This is a genomic window from Pedobacter sp. Leaf132 (assembly GCF_920984695.1).
Classification (GTDB): domain Bacteria; phylum Bacteroidota; class Bacteroidia; order Sphingobacteriales; family Sphingobacteriaceae; genus Pedobacter.
Genome location: NZ_CAKLBO010000006.1, coordinates 97,773 through 115,215, shown reverse-complemented (window position 1 = coordinate 115,215; position 17,443 = coordinate 97,773). Strand labels below are relative to the sequence as shown.

Below are 17,443 nucleotides of genomic sequence, written 5' to 3'. Positions count from 1 at the left end.
CAACATTAGTACATCAACATGAAAAGAATACTATCTCAAAAATGAATACCAAATACGAAAACAGGCTAAAAACACAGTTTTTAAAATGGAAACTGATAAATTAAACCTACACAAGTGTAAAAAGTACACGAAGTGTTTTTGTGATGTAGAAAAATGCTTTTGAGAGGTAATGATGTAGTGATGTGAAATGGTTATGTAATAAAAATGTTGTTAAATGCAATCGTTCCCGGTACGGTTGTAAACAAAGTTTAGCAACCATGTTTAACTTGTATAGCATACAGGAATAAATACTTAACAAATCTACATGTCTTAGAAAAAATGGGAATCTATTTTTTTAGATTCCCATTAAAAAAGATTATCTGTAAATTATTTTCCGGCAACGGTTAAATCATACATTGCTTTAACAACTGCGTCAGGCATAAAAGCATTATAGATTTTTACTTCATCTATCTTGCCAGTCATTAAGCCATATTCTGTATTTGTGCTTACAGATTTACCAGGAATGAGGTTATAATTTGCCCCAATAATTAATTCATTTGGCTCGTTCGATTTAAATAAGTTATTTCCAGTTCCTCTATCAGAATAGCTGCCGATGTTTTCACCATTGGTTAAAATATTGAATCTTCCTGTTAAGCCATTATAACTTAAAACTAAATGAACCCAATTTCCGGGTCCAATTTTTGGTGTTTTAGTTGCGTTCAGATTATCTTGAGAACCACCACCGATTGTTGAGAATCTTGGGCCAACTTTAAGTACATCAATGTTGCTTGCCGGATAACTGTTTGTGTTTAACCTAATGTCTAAATTTCCATCAAAAATACCGGGACGAGCAAACTGTGTTAACATCGTTCTTTTGGATCCATTGTTTGATATTTGTATCCATTGGCTAATGGTAAAGCTTTTAAAAGCTTCTTGCTTAAAGGCAGCAAATTGAGTGGCGTAATAAAGGTAACCTGCATTTAAATTCAATGCTTTACCTTTAAAACCGTCCACAAACGAATCTCCGGTTTTAGAAGTTGGTGCTGTATTTGTTAGTTTTTCATTGTAGGTATCATCAAAACTAAAATATGCAACTAAATTATCTTTAAGTATTTCATCTGATGTTTTGAAGCCTCCAACCGTGCCAGCATAATCATTGGGATCTAATTCAGGTAAATTATTTGGATTTCCATCTTTCTCACAAGATGAAAATAAGGAGAGAACTGGTATAAAAGCCAATAAATATCTCAACTTATATATTTTTGATCTTTTCATTTTTATATAAATTAGTAACCGTTATTTTGAGTTAATACACCTTTACTTAAATCAATTTGCTGTTGCGGTATGGGTAACAATCTATCTCTATTAGGATTATAACTTGTTTTGCCTGCGGCTTGCATCGCTTCAGCATCAATTCCCCAACGTACAATATCAAAAAAGCGCTCATGTTCCATAGCTAATTCAATCCTTCTTTCTTGTCTGATTGCATTTCTCAATGCATTTTGATCAGTTGTAGTTATGTTTGGCAATGTGCCTGCCGGTGCGCCAATTCTTGCTCTTGTTCTAATGCTATTCAATGCATCTAGGGCTAAAGTTGTATTTGCTGCTCCACCAACTTCGTTTGCAGCTTCTGCAAACATTAAAACGATATCCGCATAGCGAAGAATTCTAACATTCATCCACCAACCACCACGGTTATTATATGCAGCAATGTAAGTTGGATTCACTAAAACTTTATGGTTGTATTTTAAATTTGGCACTTCGCTTGGATAAAGCGGCGCTTTTTGACCATATAAAGTAAAGTTATCTTTACCTGCAATACTGCTGTAAAGGATTGTTCTGGCTTTTCTAGGGTCGTTGGCCTCATAAGCTGCTTCCAGAGCGGCACTTGGTGAGTTCCAGCCCCAACCTCTGTTCCATTCGGTAGTATTTCCTCTTGTGCCCTGAATACTTGCATATTGTACACCATTGGCAGTTTGGACTGTTGCACTCGCAGTTGCTTGAATTTCAAATACGGATTCTCTACTATTTTCACCTTTTTCGCTGAAGATGTCATTATAAGATACGCTTAAATCGTATTGCCCTGAATTCATAACCTGACTGGCTGCAGACATCGCCATACCCCATTTTTTTTGGTAAAGATAAGCTTTGGCTAAAATGCCATTTGCCGAACCTTTCGTAGGGCGACCGATGAATTTACTTGGCCAGCTCAAGGGTAAATTTGCCGCTGCAAATTGCATGTCGGATTCTACCAAAGCATAAATTACTTCCGGGCTACTCTGAGCTATGTTTGAAGTTACATCCAAAACTTTATCAATTTTTGGAACTCTGCCATAGGCTCTAACGAGGAAGAAATATGAATATCCACGTAGAAATCTAGCCTCTGCTTCAGCCTGAATTTTTTGCTGGTCATTAGCTATAATATCCGGGTTATTATAAATTTGGTCGATAATGGTATTACATCTATTAATCATGGTGTAATATTCTGTCCATAACGTGTTAACCCTTCCGTTGGTTAAAGCAGGGAAGTTATCCATTGCGATTACATCGGCACCGCCATCTGTAGGCGTACTGCCTTTATCAGCATCATCACTTCTGATGCTAGTTGCAACCATGAAACCATCCGATATGTAATTGTATGCTCTTAGTGCACTATATGCAGAGAACAAAAAAGTATCATAAGGCGTTCCACCCTGCGGATAAGGGTAATCATCGGCAGTATATTCACCTTGCCTTTGGGTATCTAAAAATTTTTGACAACCCGAATTTGTCGAAGCTGCAACAATGGCCAATATGCCAAGTGCAATGTTTCTTTTATAATTATTGAATATTTTCATCTTTTAAGCCTTTAATTTAGTTAGAAAGTAACATTCAATCCGAACGAATAAATAGCAGGAACCGGATAAACTCCGTTATCTGCACCGCCACCTAAAATACTTCCGATTTGGGCTTCTGGGGTGTATCCTGTTGCTTTTGTCCACGTTTGGATATTTTGGCCACTTAAATAAATTCTAAGTTTCTGAGCACCTATTTTGCTCAGCATTGTTGGTGCAAATGTATAACCTAATTGTACAGTACGAAGTCTGAAATAATCTCCAGGCTCTAAAAAGTAAGAACTGAATAAAAAGTTATTACCTCTTGTATTATCCAAAATTGGTTCAACATTTGAAGTTCCAGGACCAGTCCACGCATTTAACCTGTTGCTTTCGTAATTAAGAGTAGCAAAATTTGCGGTACGACGTTCAGTGTAGATTTTATTTCCTGCCACACCTTGTCCTTCGATAAGTGCATCAAAGCCTTTATAGCCTAAAGATAAACTCATTCCATAACTGTATGGAGGGAATGGAGTTCCTAAATAGGTTCTATCGGCAGCAGTAATCACACCATCGCCGTTTGTATCCTGATAAGCAATATCTCCAAGCTGAGAATTAGAAAATTGTGCCTGGTTTAACATTTCTTTGGCAGTTTGATAAATTCCGATTTGCTTGTATCCATAAAAATAACCAATAGATTGCCCAGAATTGGTTAAGTTTACACCACTGTTTCCAGTAATCTGAAATTCGGTTGTATTACCTAAAGATTCTACTTTATTTTTATTGTAACTGAAATTTCCGGAAAGGTTGTAGATGAAATCTCCGATTTTATCGCTCCATCCTAAGCTTACCTCAATACCACGGTTATTAATTTTACCTAAGTTGGTAAAGTAAGGTAACTGACCTGCAAGTAGAGGGAAACTGGTTAAAATACCATCAGTTGTTTTGTTATATAGATTAATTTCGGCGTTAAAACGATTATTAAAGGCTTTTAAATCAAGCCCTAAATCTAAACCCTGTACAATTTCAAATCTTAAATTTGGATCAGGAATGTAAGAATTTTGTATTGCCGTGTAAACATTTTCACCGAAAACAGCTGTTGAACCATTTGATAAACCTTGTTGATAAAGATTAGGCGAAACACCGTTAGAATTGCCAAGACGACCCCACGAAGCACGCAATTTTAAATAATCAATTCCTTTTATGTTAGATTTAAAAAATGCTTCTTCGCTGGCTACCCAGCCTAAACCTACACTTCCAAAAGTTCCCCATCTGTTTTGTGGTGAAAAACGTGAGCTTCCATCTCTTCTAATGGTTCCGTTGAATAAATATTTATCTTTGAAACTATAGCTTACTCTGGCAAATGCACCAACGTTTGTTTCTTCGCTACCACCGCCACTATTTGCCAATATATTATTTGCGTTTACGATACCTAAATACCATAAATCCGGATCTCCCGGAACAACTAATGTACTGTCTGTTCTACTACCGCCTACATTTGAGCCTGCAAAACGCAACGATGTAAAACCGGCTAATGCGGTAATTCTATGCCCACCCTCTAATGATTTCTCGTAAGTTAAGGTATGATCTTGTTGATATCTATGTGTTTCTGATTGATTTTGGCTAACTGTTGAGCGGAATTGATCGTCTCTAACAATTGTAGTTTGTGCGCCATTTTCGCCGATGTTTGCAACGAAAAATGGAGGTCTTGAGTATCCTCTTGAATGATTAAAACCAAAATCGCCATAAAAGGTAGATTTAATTTTGAAGTCTTTCAAAAATGTTAATTCTGCAAATATGCTACCATTAAAACGGAAAACCTTATTAATAGATGTTCTATCTGATCGCATAATAGCCGAAATTGGATTTCCCACTTGCGCTCTTTGAAACGATGGCATAGAATAGTAAGTATTTTCATTTAGTTGGATTGGCACAATGGGCGCTGCCCAAATTGCATTATTTAAACTTACACCGGTGCCATTTGGTTTAGCCAAGAAACCAGTAATCTCTCCACCAATTTTAAATTTATTGGTTACCTTAATTTCCTCACTTAAGCGTAGAACATATTTTTCATAACTACTGTATTTAACAACACCTTCCTGATTGTTATAACTTAAATTAACTAACGTTGTTGATTTCTCTCCGCTATTGCTAAAACTCAAGCTATTTGTATTTATCATCGCAGTGCGAAGAATTTCATTCTGCCAATCGGTATTTGCGGTATAGTTTGAAAAATCAAATGGTGCCGCTCCAATGTTAGTCAATTGGGTAGAGTATAGTTTTTTAAATCCCTCGGCATCAGTTACATCAATTTTATCGATAACTTTTTGAACGCCAATGTTTGAATTAAAATTAATCCTGGTTTGGCCACGTGCCGCTCTTTTTGTTGTTACAGCAATTACACCATTTGCACCTCTTAAACCGTAAATTGCCGCAGATGATGCGTCTCTCAATAAATCAATTGATTCGATGTCCGCTGGATTTAAGTAATCAATATTATCTTGCAATAAGCCATCTACAACATACAAAGGAGATGCACTATTAGTACTGCTAATACCTCTTATACGGATTACAGGTTGAGCACCAGGACCTCCGGAATTTACAACTGTTAAACCTGCCACCTTACCTTGTAGTGAAGCCAACGGATTTACAGCCGGCATTTTGGCTAATTCATCTCCGTTAACACTAGAAATTGAACCGGTTAAGTCTTTACGCTTTTGTGTACCGTAACCAACTACAACAACCTGTTCTAATTCTTGGTTTGCTGATGATAACACAACATTTAAAGTTGTACGTCCATTTACTGGAATTTCTTGTGTACCGTAACCAATAAATGTAAAAATTAAAGTAGAATTCGGCGGAGCACTAATGCTATATGCCCCTGATGCGTCTGTTTGTGTAGCTATTTGTGTACCCTTAACTAAAATGCTAACGCTTGGAATTGTCGACTTATCGCCGCCGTCCATTACCGTCCCTTTAACGGTTAGGTTTTGCGCAAATGTTAGATTAGTTGTAAGTAAAAAAAATAGAGACAGAACAGAAAATTTTGTAAAGATTCTTTTCATGCTTTATAATTTGGTTGAAAAATTTGGAACAAAGATGTCTTAGATCTTTTACATGCCCAAACATATTACTACAACATTAGTACATCAGCAGCTATGCATCTTAAATTATAGATTTATTAGCAAATAATAAAATGCTAAAAAACTATCTTGAATGCCAATAATATTATTGCTAATGTAAAACGTAGTGTAAATTATACACAGTTGATATATAATTTGTTGTTGTGATGATTTGAGAGGTAATGATGTAGTGAATTAGTCACATCTTTAATGCTTTAATATGAAGCAATAAGAGCATGTTACACGCAAAAATTTCATTACTAAAGCTCCATTAAAAATTCAGTAAGATTTTTATCGTGTGGAACGTTCAATTTTTTACGTAATCTATACCTTCTGATTTCTATACCTCTTAGTGTAATATTCAAAAGTGAAGACATTTCTTTACTGCTCATATTCATACGTAAATAAGCACACAATTTTAAATCGTTTGGTACCAAATCAGGATGTTGTGCTTTTAACTTTTTAAAGAAACTTTCGTGTGCTTCGTTAAAGCTATTTTCGAATAGATGCCAGTCCCGCTCATCGGTCATTCCATCGTTTATTACCTTCTGAATTTTGCGTAGTTGGTCGTCGCCAAGTTTCTTCCCGTTTTCGTCTTTAAGTTTTAGAAGTTCATCGCTTAATTTTTGAAGAAGCTCATTTTTATAAACCAATGTCATTGCCGAATTGGCTAATTCACGATTTTTAGAGGCAAGTTCGGCTTGCAGTTTCTCTGTTTGAAGTTTATGAATTTGCCTTTCATTGGCTTCAGCTTCAAGTTTTAAAACTTCTTCCTGCTCGGCTTGTAGCTTATCCGTAATTTTCTGACTATCCTTTTTAAGCTTGGTTTCGTAAATCTTTTTTCCCATTATTAATGCCGAAACAAAAATCACGAAGTAAAAGAAAATGGCTAAATTACTCAAATACCAGGGGCGTAGCACTGTAAATTCGAAAGTTGTAGTATCACTAACTAAAGAATCATCAATTTTAGCCCTTACTTTGAAAGTGTATGTGCCACTACTTAAATTGGTGAAATCTTTTTGAGTAGCGCTGCTCCAATCAGACCAGTCTTTAGAGTATCCCTCTAGATAATACTGAAACTTAATTTTGGCGGCTCTGAAATATGGAAGCGAGAACGAAATCCGAACATTGTTCCTGCTATTTTTGATTTCTATAGCATTTCCATCATTGCCATTTTCACTTATAATGGCATATTTATCTGTAATATCTTCAATTCTTCTAATCAAAACCTTTTGCAGAATTTTGGCGTTCGCCAAATCAATTTTTTGATTTGCATTGTAAAAAACGAAGCCATCATCAACACTTATTAAATAAATAGACTCACTTATTTTGCTAATATTTTCATAATACTGCACCATTCTGCCATCTAATACACTAAATCTATTCGAGTCGATGGAGATTTTACCAGCCTCGCTAAAATTAGCCAAAGCCGTTTTACCATGGTTTATAAACCAATATTTTTTGGCGCCTGCGTTAATAATTTTGTTTGATGCTGCAAATGAACCAAGTGCCTTATTCAAAACATTATACTTAGAAAATTTGTCGCTAATATTATCGTAAGTATAGAATCCTTTATCACTTGCAAAAACAATCTGATTTTCTAGATTAAATAAATTCAGGTTATAATTGGTAGGCAATCCACTTTTTTCATCATAATATTTATTAGATATTACGGCGCTGTAATCTGCACTTAATTTTAATTTATACAAGCCTTTATAAGCATGGCTAACCCATATTTCGCCTTTATGGTCTTGCTCTACATATCTGGAAGGAATATTGAAATTTGCGATTTTCTTATAAAATTGCCATTTGCCGGCTGTATTTTTATTGAAAAGCAAAAGCCCAGTGTATGTACCTTGAATTAATAAGTTTGGATTGCTGTTAAGCTTCTTTATTGTCCAGCCACCGCTGTAATTTGTTAAGGTTTCTATTTTATCGCCAACAACGTTAAATGTTCCATTGTTGTGGCCGCACAATAATTGGTTGTCTATAACAGTTAATTCCCAAACCTGGCCTTGGGAGTTCGGTATTAATTTAAAATTTAAATTCGAAAACTGCTCTCCATTACGCCAATCACTGTAAAACAAACCTTGATTTGTTCCTAAGTAAATTTTATTATTAAAAATTACGCTAGAGTAAACGGTGCCAAAAATACCAGTTTTATCCAGGTAGAAATAGAGAGGCGAATTTAATTCTATCCGGTCTATTCCATTATCTAAACCAGCCCAAAGGTTCTGTTCGTTATCAACATATAAACTTAAAACGGTATTATTTTGTAAGCCGCTTGATTTATTTATTCTTTGAATGATGTTACCATTTTCGTCAATAATGATAATTCCGTTTAAAATTGTACCGTAAGCATAGTATTTACCTAAAATTTTAACACCATTATTTAATTGGAAGGCCGATAAAAATGAATTTGCAAGGGTATTAAAGGCTGAAAAAGATTTTCCATCGTAAATAAACAGGCCATTTTTACCTGTGCCAATTAACAGTGAATTGCCTTTAAATGGTAAAATAGAAAGTACACCGGTTTTGCAAATTAAATCACTGCCCGCAATAAACTCTAGTTTCCCATTTTTCAGCTCATATAAACCCTTATCCTCTACAAAAAAGCGTTCACCAATTTTGTAGGAAAACAAAAAATTACCCTTGTTTTTTAGAACACTGATTTTGCCATTTTCTAAAGAATATATTGCTTTAAATGATTGAAAAACTACTTTTTTGCCAAAAATGTGAATTTTCCAGATTTCATCACTCAATTTTTCTGCCTTTGGTATAAGATGTGTTAAGGAAGTGTAGATGAGTTTATTTTTCTGGTACGACCAATAACCAAAATCACCGAAACAGCCTGTGTAAATTCTTCCATTGCCATCTGCTGCAACCGACCTTACAATTTGCCCATTTGGCATTCTGTATTGCTCCCAATACTTTCCGTCGTAATTAAGTAAGCCTTCGGTATTACCGAAATACATTACTCCGTTTTTATCTTTTGATATGCTCCAATTCTGATTGCCTGATGCGTATGTTGCCTTCGAAAAATTCTGAATGTAGGGCACACCAATGCTTTTTATGTCAGCTGCTTTAAGGCTTAAAGCTGATAAGAGAACGATTAGTAAACAACGGAAGAATTTTTGCATTTAAAGACGGTAAAGCATAATACACAAAGAAACAAAAATATATAAGAAATTGATTGGTAATCAAATCTATATCAAATTGCAATCAAAAAATTAAAATCTTATACTTCGTGATGTAGGCAAATTAACTAAGCGTTTTTATAAACGGGTTGAGGAACTTTTACATAGTATCCGGTACCGTCGTACGGACGTTTACGTGGATTAGTGGTACACGCCTTAGAGCAACAGCCTTGCAGTTCGTTACCACAATCATCGCACTGCGTAATGTGCTCATTACATTCCGGGTTTGCGCAGTTAATCATTTTTGGTGTTGTTTTACCGCAATTATAGCAAACAGAAACCACAGTTGGGTTTACATTATTAACATCAACCGCAATGCGATTATCAAAAACATAACATTTACCTTCAAAATCTTTACCGCCAGCTTCTTTGCCATATTTTATAATGCCACCATGAAGCTGATAAACATCTTCAAAACCATGATGTAAAAGTAAAGCAGATGCTTTTTCGCATTTTATGCCGCCGGTGCAGTAAGTTAAAATTTTCTTGTCCTTATACTTTGCAAGTTGATTAATCTGCTCCGGAAAATCGCGAAAATTTTCAATATCAAGCGTTATAGCATTTTTAAACTTGCCAAGATTATGCTCGTAATTAGAGCGAACATCTAAAATCACAACATCCTCATCATCCTTCATTTTCATAAAATCAACAGGCTCCAAATGTTTACCTGTTTTTTCGTTTGGATTTATGATGGATGTATCGCGTAAGCCCGAATGAACAATCTCTGATTTGTAACGGCAATGCATTTTTAAAAAAGAAAGTTCTTCAACTTCATCAATTTTGAATTCTGTTTTTGCGAAGCGTTCATCAGCGTGAATCGCTTTCATGTAAGCTTCACAAGCTTCCGGCGTTCCGGAAACGGTGCCATTTAAACCTTCGTCGGCTACAATAATTCGTCCGACTAAATTTAAAGATTTACAAAATTTAAGGTGATCGGCAGCAAATTGTTCTGCATCTGCTATGTAACTATAGCAATAGTAAAGTAGTGTTTGATATTTTTTCATAACGCTGTTGATACCGTTGCAAACGGCGTTTAAAGCGGGGCAAAGATAATAATTTGCATTGTAAGTTTTACGTTCTAAGTTATAAGTTATAAGTTTTTGTGTGTACTACTTATAACGTATTGAGTTATAAGTTTTATATTCTACGTTATAAGTTTTTAGACCTAGGACTTACAACGTAAAACCTATAACTTAAAACCACTAAAAACCGTAAGCAATTCTAAATCCTTGCGTTAATTTTTTGCCTCCATCGTATGCAAAGCCATAACTAGCCCGCAAAACTAATCGTTGTAAACCAAAATAAAATTCTTTATAATTTCTTTTTTCTGGTGATGAAAGATAACCTCCGCCTATAAATTCTTCTAATTTGGCCTTGCGCAATAGCGGAACTTTATTGATGAAAAAGCCTGCGAAATTATGCTCCAGGTGTGCCTCAAAATATTGCTGATTAGTGCTAAACTGGTAAAAATCTAAATACTGGAACTTCCTTAAATTCGGAGGGAAAATGGTTGAGATGTTACCGGAGAAATGTTTGAAATCTGGATAATACATCATACTATTATTCACAAATTTACCGGCACCAACCAAAAATGACGTGTAACCCCATAAACCTAAGCTTATTCTATCCTGATAAACTTCTGCTTTTATAAAATCGTAATCAATATCGCTATTTAATAACCCTTTAAAGCCTTTTTTATAAAGCAATGTAACCCTTGGAAACTTAGATTCGGTGTAAAATTTACCATCCGGACGGGTTATGTATTTTTGGTCGAAGGTGTACGTAACACTTGCTGTTCCGCTAACTGATGTATAGGTTGGAAATAGTGGTGTTTCGGTTAATGGCGTAAACGGGTTATTCGAGGTAAATTCTAAATTCTTATTGTCGAAAAATTTAAAAGTCGAATTATTTGTAAGCGTATGGTTTCTTGCGTAATCCAAACTTAACGAGCCTTGCAAACCACTAGCCAACTCCCTGGTGGTATTAATATTTACAAAACTTTTTTCATAAAGTTTAGGGAAATTCTTTTCGTAAAGCAACGAGTTTATGGTATTACCAAGTTGCGACATGGAGCCTAGATTATTCAAATCGAAGATACCGTTACCGAAAGATGCACCTATGCTTGCTCTTTTAATTGGGTCGTAAAAGTAATTTCCTGATAAACTCCCTGTTAATTTTTTATTGGCGAAGCCATATCGTAATTCTGGTCTGATACTATATGTCCGGCGGTTTTCAAAATTCTTTCTGTAGGTAACACCATATTTTATGGCGAAGCCTTCTACCGTGTTGTAAAAAACTGATTTTAATATCGGGTCGAAAGAATAATACTCCTTGTGGAAACGATCATTAATGCTGTAACCGTTCAAAATCAGTTTTCCTAAGCTAAACTTATTATTGTCTTTTTCAAGGGAATCGAGGTACACTTTAGATTCTTTTCGCTTTGCGATGCTATCCTTAACTACATAATTAACTTTTTCATCAGGTGTTAATGGAATTGGACGATTATTATTCCAATATAGGGAATCCTTTTTGTTCACCATTTCCGTTACTTTCAAAATTTCTCCACTAAAGAAATTTTTCGGGAACACAGGCGCTATGTCATAATTACTATAAATGCCAACATAATAACCTGCAAATTTAAACCCCAAAACATTACCATTAAACTGAAAATTAATGCTTGTAGGCATATAAACATCTTTCACTTTTGTAAATTGTTGGTTAATGTTTAATGTATCAATGAAATTGATTCCGGCTTTTTTAGTCAAATATAAATCGGTATTGTAAACTCGCCAGCTACCATCTATAATATAAATAATTCCCCTAAAAACCGGGTCGTTCGGTCTTCGTGGTATTACTTCAATTTTATTAATTGTTTCGCCGTTTTCTTTGGTTTCACCTAAGTATTTGTATTGATAATAAAACATTGCATTATCCGCAATTGGCGAAACAAAACCCCTAGAGCTTAGTTTATTTTCGAGTAAATAATTGTCGTAAAAGTTTATAATTAAATCGGATGCTTTATTAAAGCTGAAGGCATTATTCCTACCGGCAACTTTTGATGAGATCATTTCTTCATGAACATCATTTGGCCTGCGGAAACTAAACTTACTTTGAGATTCTGACAGATAGATTATACCTTGACGATTAGTATCAAGTTCCATCACTTTTCTAATATCCTGCCCAAAAAACTTTTTGGGTGCACCTTTTAAGCGTTGAACGCCTTTTATGTAAACATCACTTGTAAAAGCGCTAACCTCATTTAAATGTTTTTTGCGCTCTGCAATAGCTTTACGCATAATTGCGTAAGCCGGATCTTCGGCATTAGCCCTGATGGTAACATTATTTAAGGTGTAATTCTCTGAACTTAGTGTTATATTTAAGATAGAATTACTGGTAACATTTAAAATTTGTTCTTGTTGTTTAAAACCAATGGCTCTAAAGGTCAAGGTGTGCTGTGCTTTCGCTAATTTTAACTCATAAATTCCATCAACATTTGCCGATGTGCCTTTAGTTGTGTTTTTTATATAAACTGATGCAAAGGGTATAGGTTGGCCATCAACATCTTTTATTGTTCCCGAAACTGTAAATTGTTGTGCAGTTACGGTTTGTGTTAGAAATAAAAATGCAGTGAGTGCGCACAGTTTGAACATAAAATTATACTAGTTAGGCTATAAATATCGAATAAGTTTTAACACTATACACAAATTGAGGTGTTAAAGTTTGTTAAGTTGATTATAAATTAATTTTTCTAAGGGTCATTTTATAAGATGACCACTCATAAAATGTTATTCAACAGAAACATCAAACGTTTGTTTTTGAAATAATAGTATAATATAGCTTATTTTAAGTCTGAGCGCTTTTTTTTTATAACTTTGAAGGCAAAATCAACCGGTAAAAAACCATGTATAAAACACTACAACCAGTTCTTCAGAAAGAGCTAGAAGAGATAGAAAACGCTGGATTATTTAAACGCGAACGCATCATAGTAACGCCACAAGGCGCTGATATTAAAGTAAGCGGCGGGGCAGAAGTTATAAATTTCTGCGCTAACAATTATTTAGGCCTTTCATCTCACCCAAAAGTAATTGAAGCAGCTAAAAAAGCCATAGATGACCACGGTTATGGCATGTCTTCAGTTCGTTTTATTTGCGGTACACAAGATGTTCATAAAGAACTTGAAGCCAAAATTTCTAAATTCTTAGGTACGGAAGATACAATTTTATACGCAGCAGCATTTGATGCAAATGGTGGTGTTTTCGAACCTTTGTTTAATGCAGAAGATGCGATTATATCTGACGAATTAAACCACGCATCGATTATTGATGGTGTGCGTTTATGTAAGGCGCAACGCTTCCGCTATAAAAATGCAGATTTGGAAGATTTGGAGCAGCAGTTAATTGCAGCAAAAGATTGCAGACATAGAATCATTGTAACTGATGGTGCTTTTTCTATGGATGGCTCAGTTGCTCCGCTTGATAAAATTGCAGATTTGGCCGATAAATATGAGGCATTAATCATGATTGATGAATCGCACTGTACTGGTTTTATCGGTAAAAATGGTAGAGGAACTCATGAGCATTTTAATGTGATGGATAGAATTGATATCATCACCGGAACTTTAGGTAAAGCTTTAGGTGGCGCATCTGGCGGATTTACTTCTGGTAAAAAAGAAATTATTGATATGCTTCGTCAACGTTCTCGCCCATACTTATTTTCAAACACTTTGGCTCCGGCTATTGCTGGTGCATCAATTGCGGTTTTGGATATGTTGAGCGAAACCACAGCGCTAAGAGATAAATTAGAAAGCAATACGAAATATTTTCGCGAAAAAATGACTGAAGCCGGTTTTGATATTAAGCCAGGTTTCCACCCAATTGTACCAGTAATGTTGTACGATGCAAAGATTGCACAAAACTTTGCTGCGAAAATGTTAGAAGAAGGTATTTACGTTATTGGATTTTTCTATCCTGTTGTACCACAAGGTAAAGCTCGTATTCGTGTTCAACTCTCTGCGGGGCATGAGCAACACCATTTAGATAAAGCGATTGCAGCCTTTACTAAAGTTGGTAAAGAATTAGGTGTGATTTAATTATTAAGTTTATTATATAAATTGAAAGCCACAGCGATGTGGCTTTTGTCGTTTCGGGTTCATTTTCTTGTAATTAATAGCTTTAAGGAGAATTTTTGAACTCGTTAGCTATAAGATATAAAGATATTTTGGCGTATATTTGAAGCCATGTTACAGGACAAAATAACACAATACTCAGCAGAAATTAATGCTTTCGTAACTGAAAAAGCAGATGAATTAGAGCAATTCCGAATTAAATATTTAGGTAGTAAAGGAATTATAAAAGATATTTTTGAAGAATTTAAAACCGTTTCTACCGAAGAGAAAAGAACTTTAGGTAAGGTTTTAAATGAGTTTAAACAACTTGCAGAATCTAAATATCAAAGCTTAAAAGATTCTACTGAAGCTTCTCAGGTACATGCTGCTGTAAACGAGCAAGATTTAACTTTACCAGGTGAGGGTTTTGAAATAGGTTCTCGCCATCCATTAGCATTGGTAAGAAGAGAGATTGTAGAAATTTTTGCAAAACTTGGTTTTACAGTTGCTGAAGGTCCTGAGATTGAAGATGACTGGCATAATTTTTCTGCCTTGAATTTTCCGGAAGAGCATCCGGCAAGAGATATGCAAGATACTTTCTTCATTAAAAAAGGAGGCGAAAAAGGTGATATCGCTTTGCGTACACATACCTCATCTGTGCAAGTAAGAATGATGGAACAAGGTCAGCCGCCGTTTAGGGCAATTATGCCTGGTCGTGTTTACCGTAACGAAGCTATTTCAGCCCGTGCACATTGTTTCTTTCATCAAATAGAAGGTTTGTATGTTGATGAAAATGTATCATTCGCAGATTTGAAACAAACATTATTTTATTTCGTACAGGAGTTATACGGCGAAGGGACTAAAGTACGTTTCCGTCCGTCATATTTTCCTTTTACTGAACCATCTGCAGAAATGGATATTTCTTGTACCATTTGTAAAGGTGACGGCTGCCAGCTTTGTAAATACAGCGGTTGGGTAGAAATTTTAGGTTGCGGAATGGTAGACCCAAATGTATTGGAAAATTGTGGTATAGATTCAAAGAAATACAGCGGTTTTGCCTTTGGAATGGGGATTGAGCGTATTGCAAACTTAAAATATGTAATTAAAGATTTAAGGTTGTTTTCTGAGAATGATGCTCGCTTCTTAAAGCAATATAAATCTGCTTTAATTTAATGAATAGATTTTTATATAGCATCTTACTTGCATTCGTATTACTTACGGGTTGCGGAAAAGGTGTAACTTATATTCCGGAAGTATCTCTAAATTTCAGTTTGCCATTAGCCGATCCAAGATTAAGTAGGTTAAGCAGTCCGGGAGGTGCCGTTATACTAAATGGTTACGGCGTAGCAGGTTTAGTACTTTATCGCCGAACTGATAATGGCTATGTTGCTTTTGATCGTTGCAGTACCGTGAACCCAGAGCAGAAATGTGCCGTTACTTTGGATGATCCATCTTTAACCGTAACCGACCCATGTTCTGGTGCAAAATTTTTGCTTGAAGATGGTAGTCCGGTAAAAGCTCCTGCTGTTAGGGCTTTAAAACAATATACAGTAGCCATCTCTGGTGCTAATTTACACGTAACTAATTAGAATGGAAGCCGAAAAAATTAAAGAAACCGTAAAGAAAGCAGCAAAAGAGCTTTTTAGAAAATACGGATATCATAAAACGAGTGTAAACGAGATTGCTAAAAAAGCACGAATAGCTAAAGCTACCATTTACAAGTATTTTGAAAGTAAAGAGCAAGTTCTAGATAGTATTGTAATGGATTATCTTGACCAAAACTTGCATGAGATTTTACAGAATAAAGTGAGTTATGCTTCGGAAGAGGAACATTTAAAAGCTTTGGTAATGAGAACCAGCCGACTATCATTTACGGCCTGTAACGAATTTATTGGCTGGGATTTCGTTCGTGAAAATGCAAATTCGCAAGAGTTCTTAAAACATCTTTCCGATCAATTGGAAGCACTATTGTTAGCTGCCTATCTAAAATTGGATAACTTTAAGAATAACCCAGCAAGGAGAGAAGGACTAGCTTTTTTATTAAAGGCAAGCAAAAGCATTGTATTTTCTTTCGCTTTTACCTCAGTAAGTGATTCTGACGTCCGCAAAAATTTTGTGAGTTTTCAAAAAGAAATTTTGCCATTTTTAGTTAAGGCAGCATTGTAAACAGAAAACGGATAGATTACCGTTTTCTGTTTATGTATTCCTTAACTGCCTCTTTAGTGGTTAGCCAATCTCTTCCTTCTTTGTAGGCATCTATTTTACCTTGGCGTGCTAGCAAACTAACATATTCTTGCCCATAGGGAATATCAGGTTCGCTTACGATGTTTGATATGAGATCAAATTCGCCGTAGCTACTATTTGGTAAGGCGTTTAAATAAATATTTAATGAGCGCTCCAAAGCCTGAATCATTAACAAGCAAAGCTTATAATATTTACCATTATTTGCCTGATTTAAAGCTTCATAGTATTTTTTTCTGTCGTTTTTTAAAATTATTGCAGGAGGAAAACCATTCCTCATGAGAAGTAAATTCATGGCAAGCCTAACCGTTCGACCATTGCCATCGAAAAAAGGATGAATCCAAACAAACTTATGATGGAATATTGTAGAAAGAACCACATCGTTTAAAGCTAAAGGATTTTCATTCACAAACGAAACCAATTCATCGATAAAATCAGGAACTTTCCTGGCATTTGGAGGCGTAAAATTTGCGCCTACTATTCTAACACCACCATTTCTAATCCGGCCTGCATAATCATCTTCAATACTTCTGAGTACTAAACCATGTAGCGATAATATATCTATGCTTCTTAATGTGTAGTTTTTATTTATTAATTGATATAAATAATCGATAGCTTTTTCGTGATTATAGGCTTCAAAATGTTCACGCAGAGATTTTCCTTTAACGGTTATCCCTTCTTTTAAAATCATTTGTGTTTCCTGAAGCGTTAAAGTATTGCCTTCTATACTATTAGAGTTATATGTCCATTCTAAAGTTAAATCTTCACGTATCCGATTTAAAGCACTCGGTGGGATAGGGCGTGAATCATCAAGCTCTGCTTTCTTTTTATAGAGCCTTTCTATCTGAGGCGCCAGCTCCTCCAAATCTGTTATATCAAACTTCCACATAATCAAAGGTAAAAAAAATCGGATAATAGTGAAATATAATCTATCCGATAATTTTACATTCAAAAAAAAGAGAGAAAACTTTTAATTTTCTCTCTTTG

The 17,443-nt window shown here is 35.2% G+C and carries 11 protein-coding genes; 4 read left to right on the top strand and 7 right to left on the bottom strand.

Annotated elements, in window-relative coordinates; genetic code table 11:
- Nucleotides 1-366 precede the first annotated feature (366 nt).
- The 6 genes from LUA86_RS12785 to LUA86_RS12760 all read right to left on the bottom strand — a co-directional run bounded on the left by LUA86_RS12785 (nt 367) and on the right by LUA86_RS12760 (nt 12,761).
- Entirely contained in the window at nt 367-1,254 is an 888-nt protein-coding gene (locus LUA86_RS12785) for a LamG domain-containing protein (protein WP_231463309.1), read from the bottom strand.
- Nucleotides 1,255-1,265: 11 nt separating this feature from the next.
- The gene (locus LUA86_RS12780) at nt 1,266-2,816 is read right to left on the bottom strand and encodes a RagB/SusD family nutrient uptake outer membrane protein (RefSeq protein WP_231463307.1); all 1,551 of its coding nucleotides are present in this window, start codon (nt 2,814-2,816) and stop codon (nt 1,266-1,268) included.
- Between the two features lie 20 nt (nt 2,817-2,836).
- A complete protein-coding gene (locus LUA86_RS12775; RefSeq protein WP_231463305.1) occupies nt 2,837-5,857 on the bottom strand; it encodes a TonB-dependent receptor in 3,021 nt (1,006 codons plus the stop codon).
- 317 nt (nt 5,858-6,174) lie between these two features.
- On the bottom strand, nt 6,175-9,054 hold the full coding sequence (locus tag LUA86_RS12770; protein ID WP_231463303.1) for a triple tyrosine motif-containing protein: 2,880 nt from the start codon (nt 9,052-9,054) through the stop codon (nt 6,175-6,177).
- Nucleotides 9,055-9,179: 125 nt separating this feature from the next.
- Entirely contained in the window at nt 9,180-10,115 is a 936-nt protein-coding gene (locus tag LUA86_RS12765; protein WP_231463301.1) for a rhodanese-related sulfurtransferase, read from the bottom strand.
- A gap of 198 nt (nt 10,116-10,313) precedes the next feature.
- Nucleotides 10,314-12,761 carry a DUF5686 and carboxypeptidase regulatory-like domain-containing protein gene (locus LUA86_RS12760; RefSeq protein ID WP_231463299.1) on the bottom strand — a complete coding sequence of 816 codons (2,448 nt, stop codon included), beginning with the start codon at nt 12,759-12,761 and terminating at the stop codon, nt 10,314-10,316.
- Nucleotides 12,762-13,012: 251 nt separating this feature from the next.
- Between LUA86_RS12760 and kbl the strand changes: the two genes are divergently transcribed.
- The 4 genes from kbl (at nt 13,013) to LUA86_RS12740 (ending at nt 16,381) form a co-directional block, all read left to right on the top strand.
- Nucleotides 13,013-14,200, top strand: a complete 1,188-nt coding sequence (kbl, locus tag LUA86_RS12755) for a glycine C-acetyltransferase (RefSeq protein WP_231463297.1) — start codon at nt 13,013-13,015, stop codon at nt 14,198-14,200.
- Between the two features lie 147 nt (nt 14,201-14,347).
- Nucleotides 14,348-15,388: a phenylalanine--tRNA ligase subunit alpha gene (gene pheS / locus LUA86_RS12750; protein WP_231463295.1), complete on the top strand. Its 1,041-nt coding sequence runs from the start codon at nt 14,348-14,350 to the stop codon at nt 15,386-15,388.
- Entirely contained in the window at nt 15,388-15,804 is a 417-nt protein-coding gene (locus tag LUA86_RS12745) for a hypothetical protein (RefSeq protein ID WP_231463293.1), read from the top strand. The genes pheS and LUA86_RS12745 overlap by 1 nt, the downstream gene beginning before the upstream one ends.
- Nucleotide 15,805: 1 nt before the next feature.
- Nucleotides 15,806-16,381: a TetR/AcrR family transcriptional regulator gene (locus LUA86_RS12740; RefSeq protein WP_231463291.1), complete on the top strand. Its 576-nt coding sequence runs from the start codon at nt 15,806-15,808 to the stop codon at nt 16,379-16,381.
- A 16-nt stretch (nt 16,382-16,397) separates the two neighbouring features.
- Here LUA86_RS12740 and LUA86_RS12735 read toward each other — a convergent pair whose 3' ends face one another.
- Nucleotides 16,398-17,345: a Fic family protein gene (locus LUA86_RS12735; RefSeq protein ID WP_231463290.1), complete on the bottom strand. Its 948-nt coding sequence runs from the start codon at nt 17,343-17,345 to the stop codon at nt 16,398-16,400.
- Between the last annotated feature and the right edge of the window lie 98 nt (nt 17,346-17,443).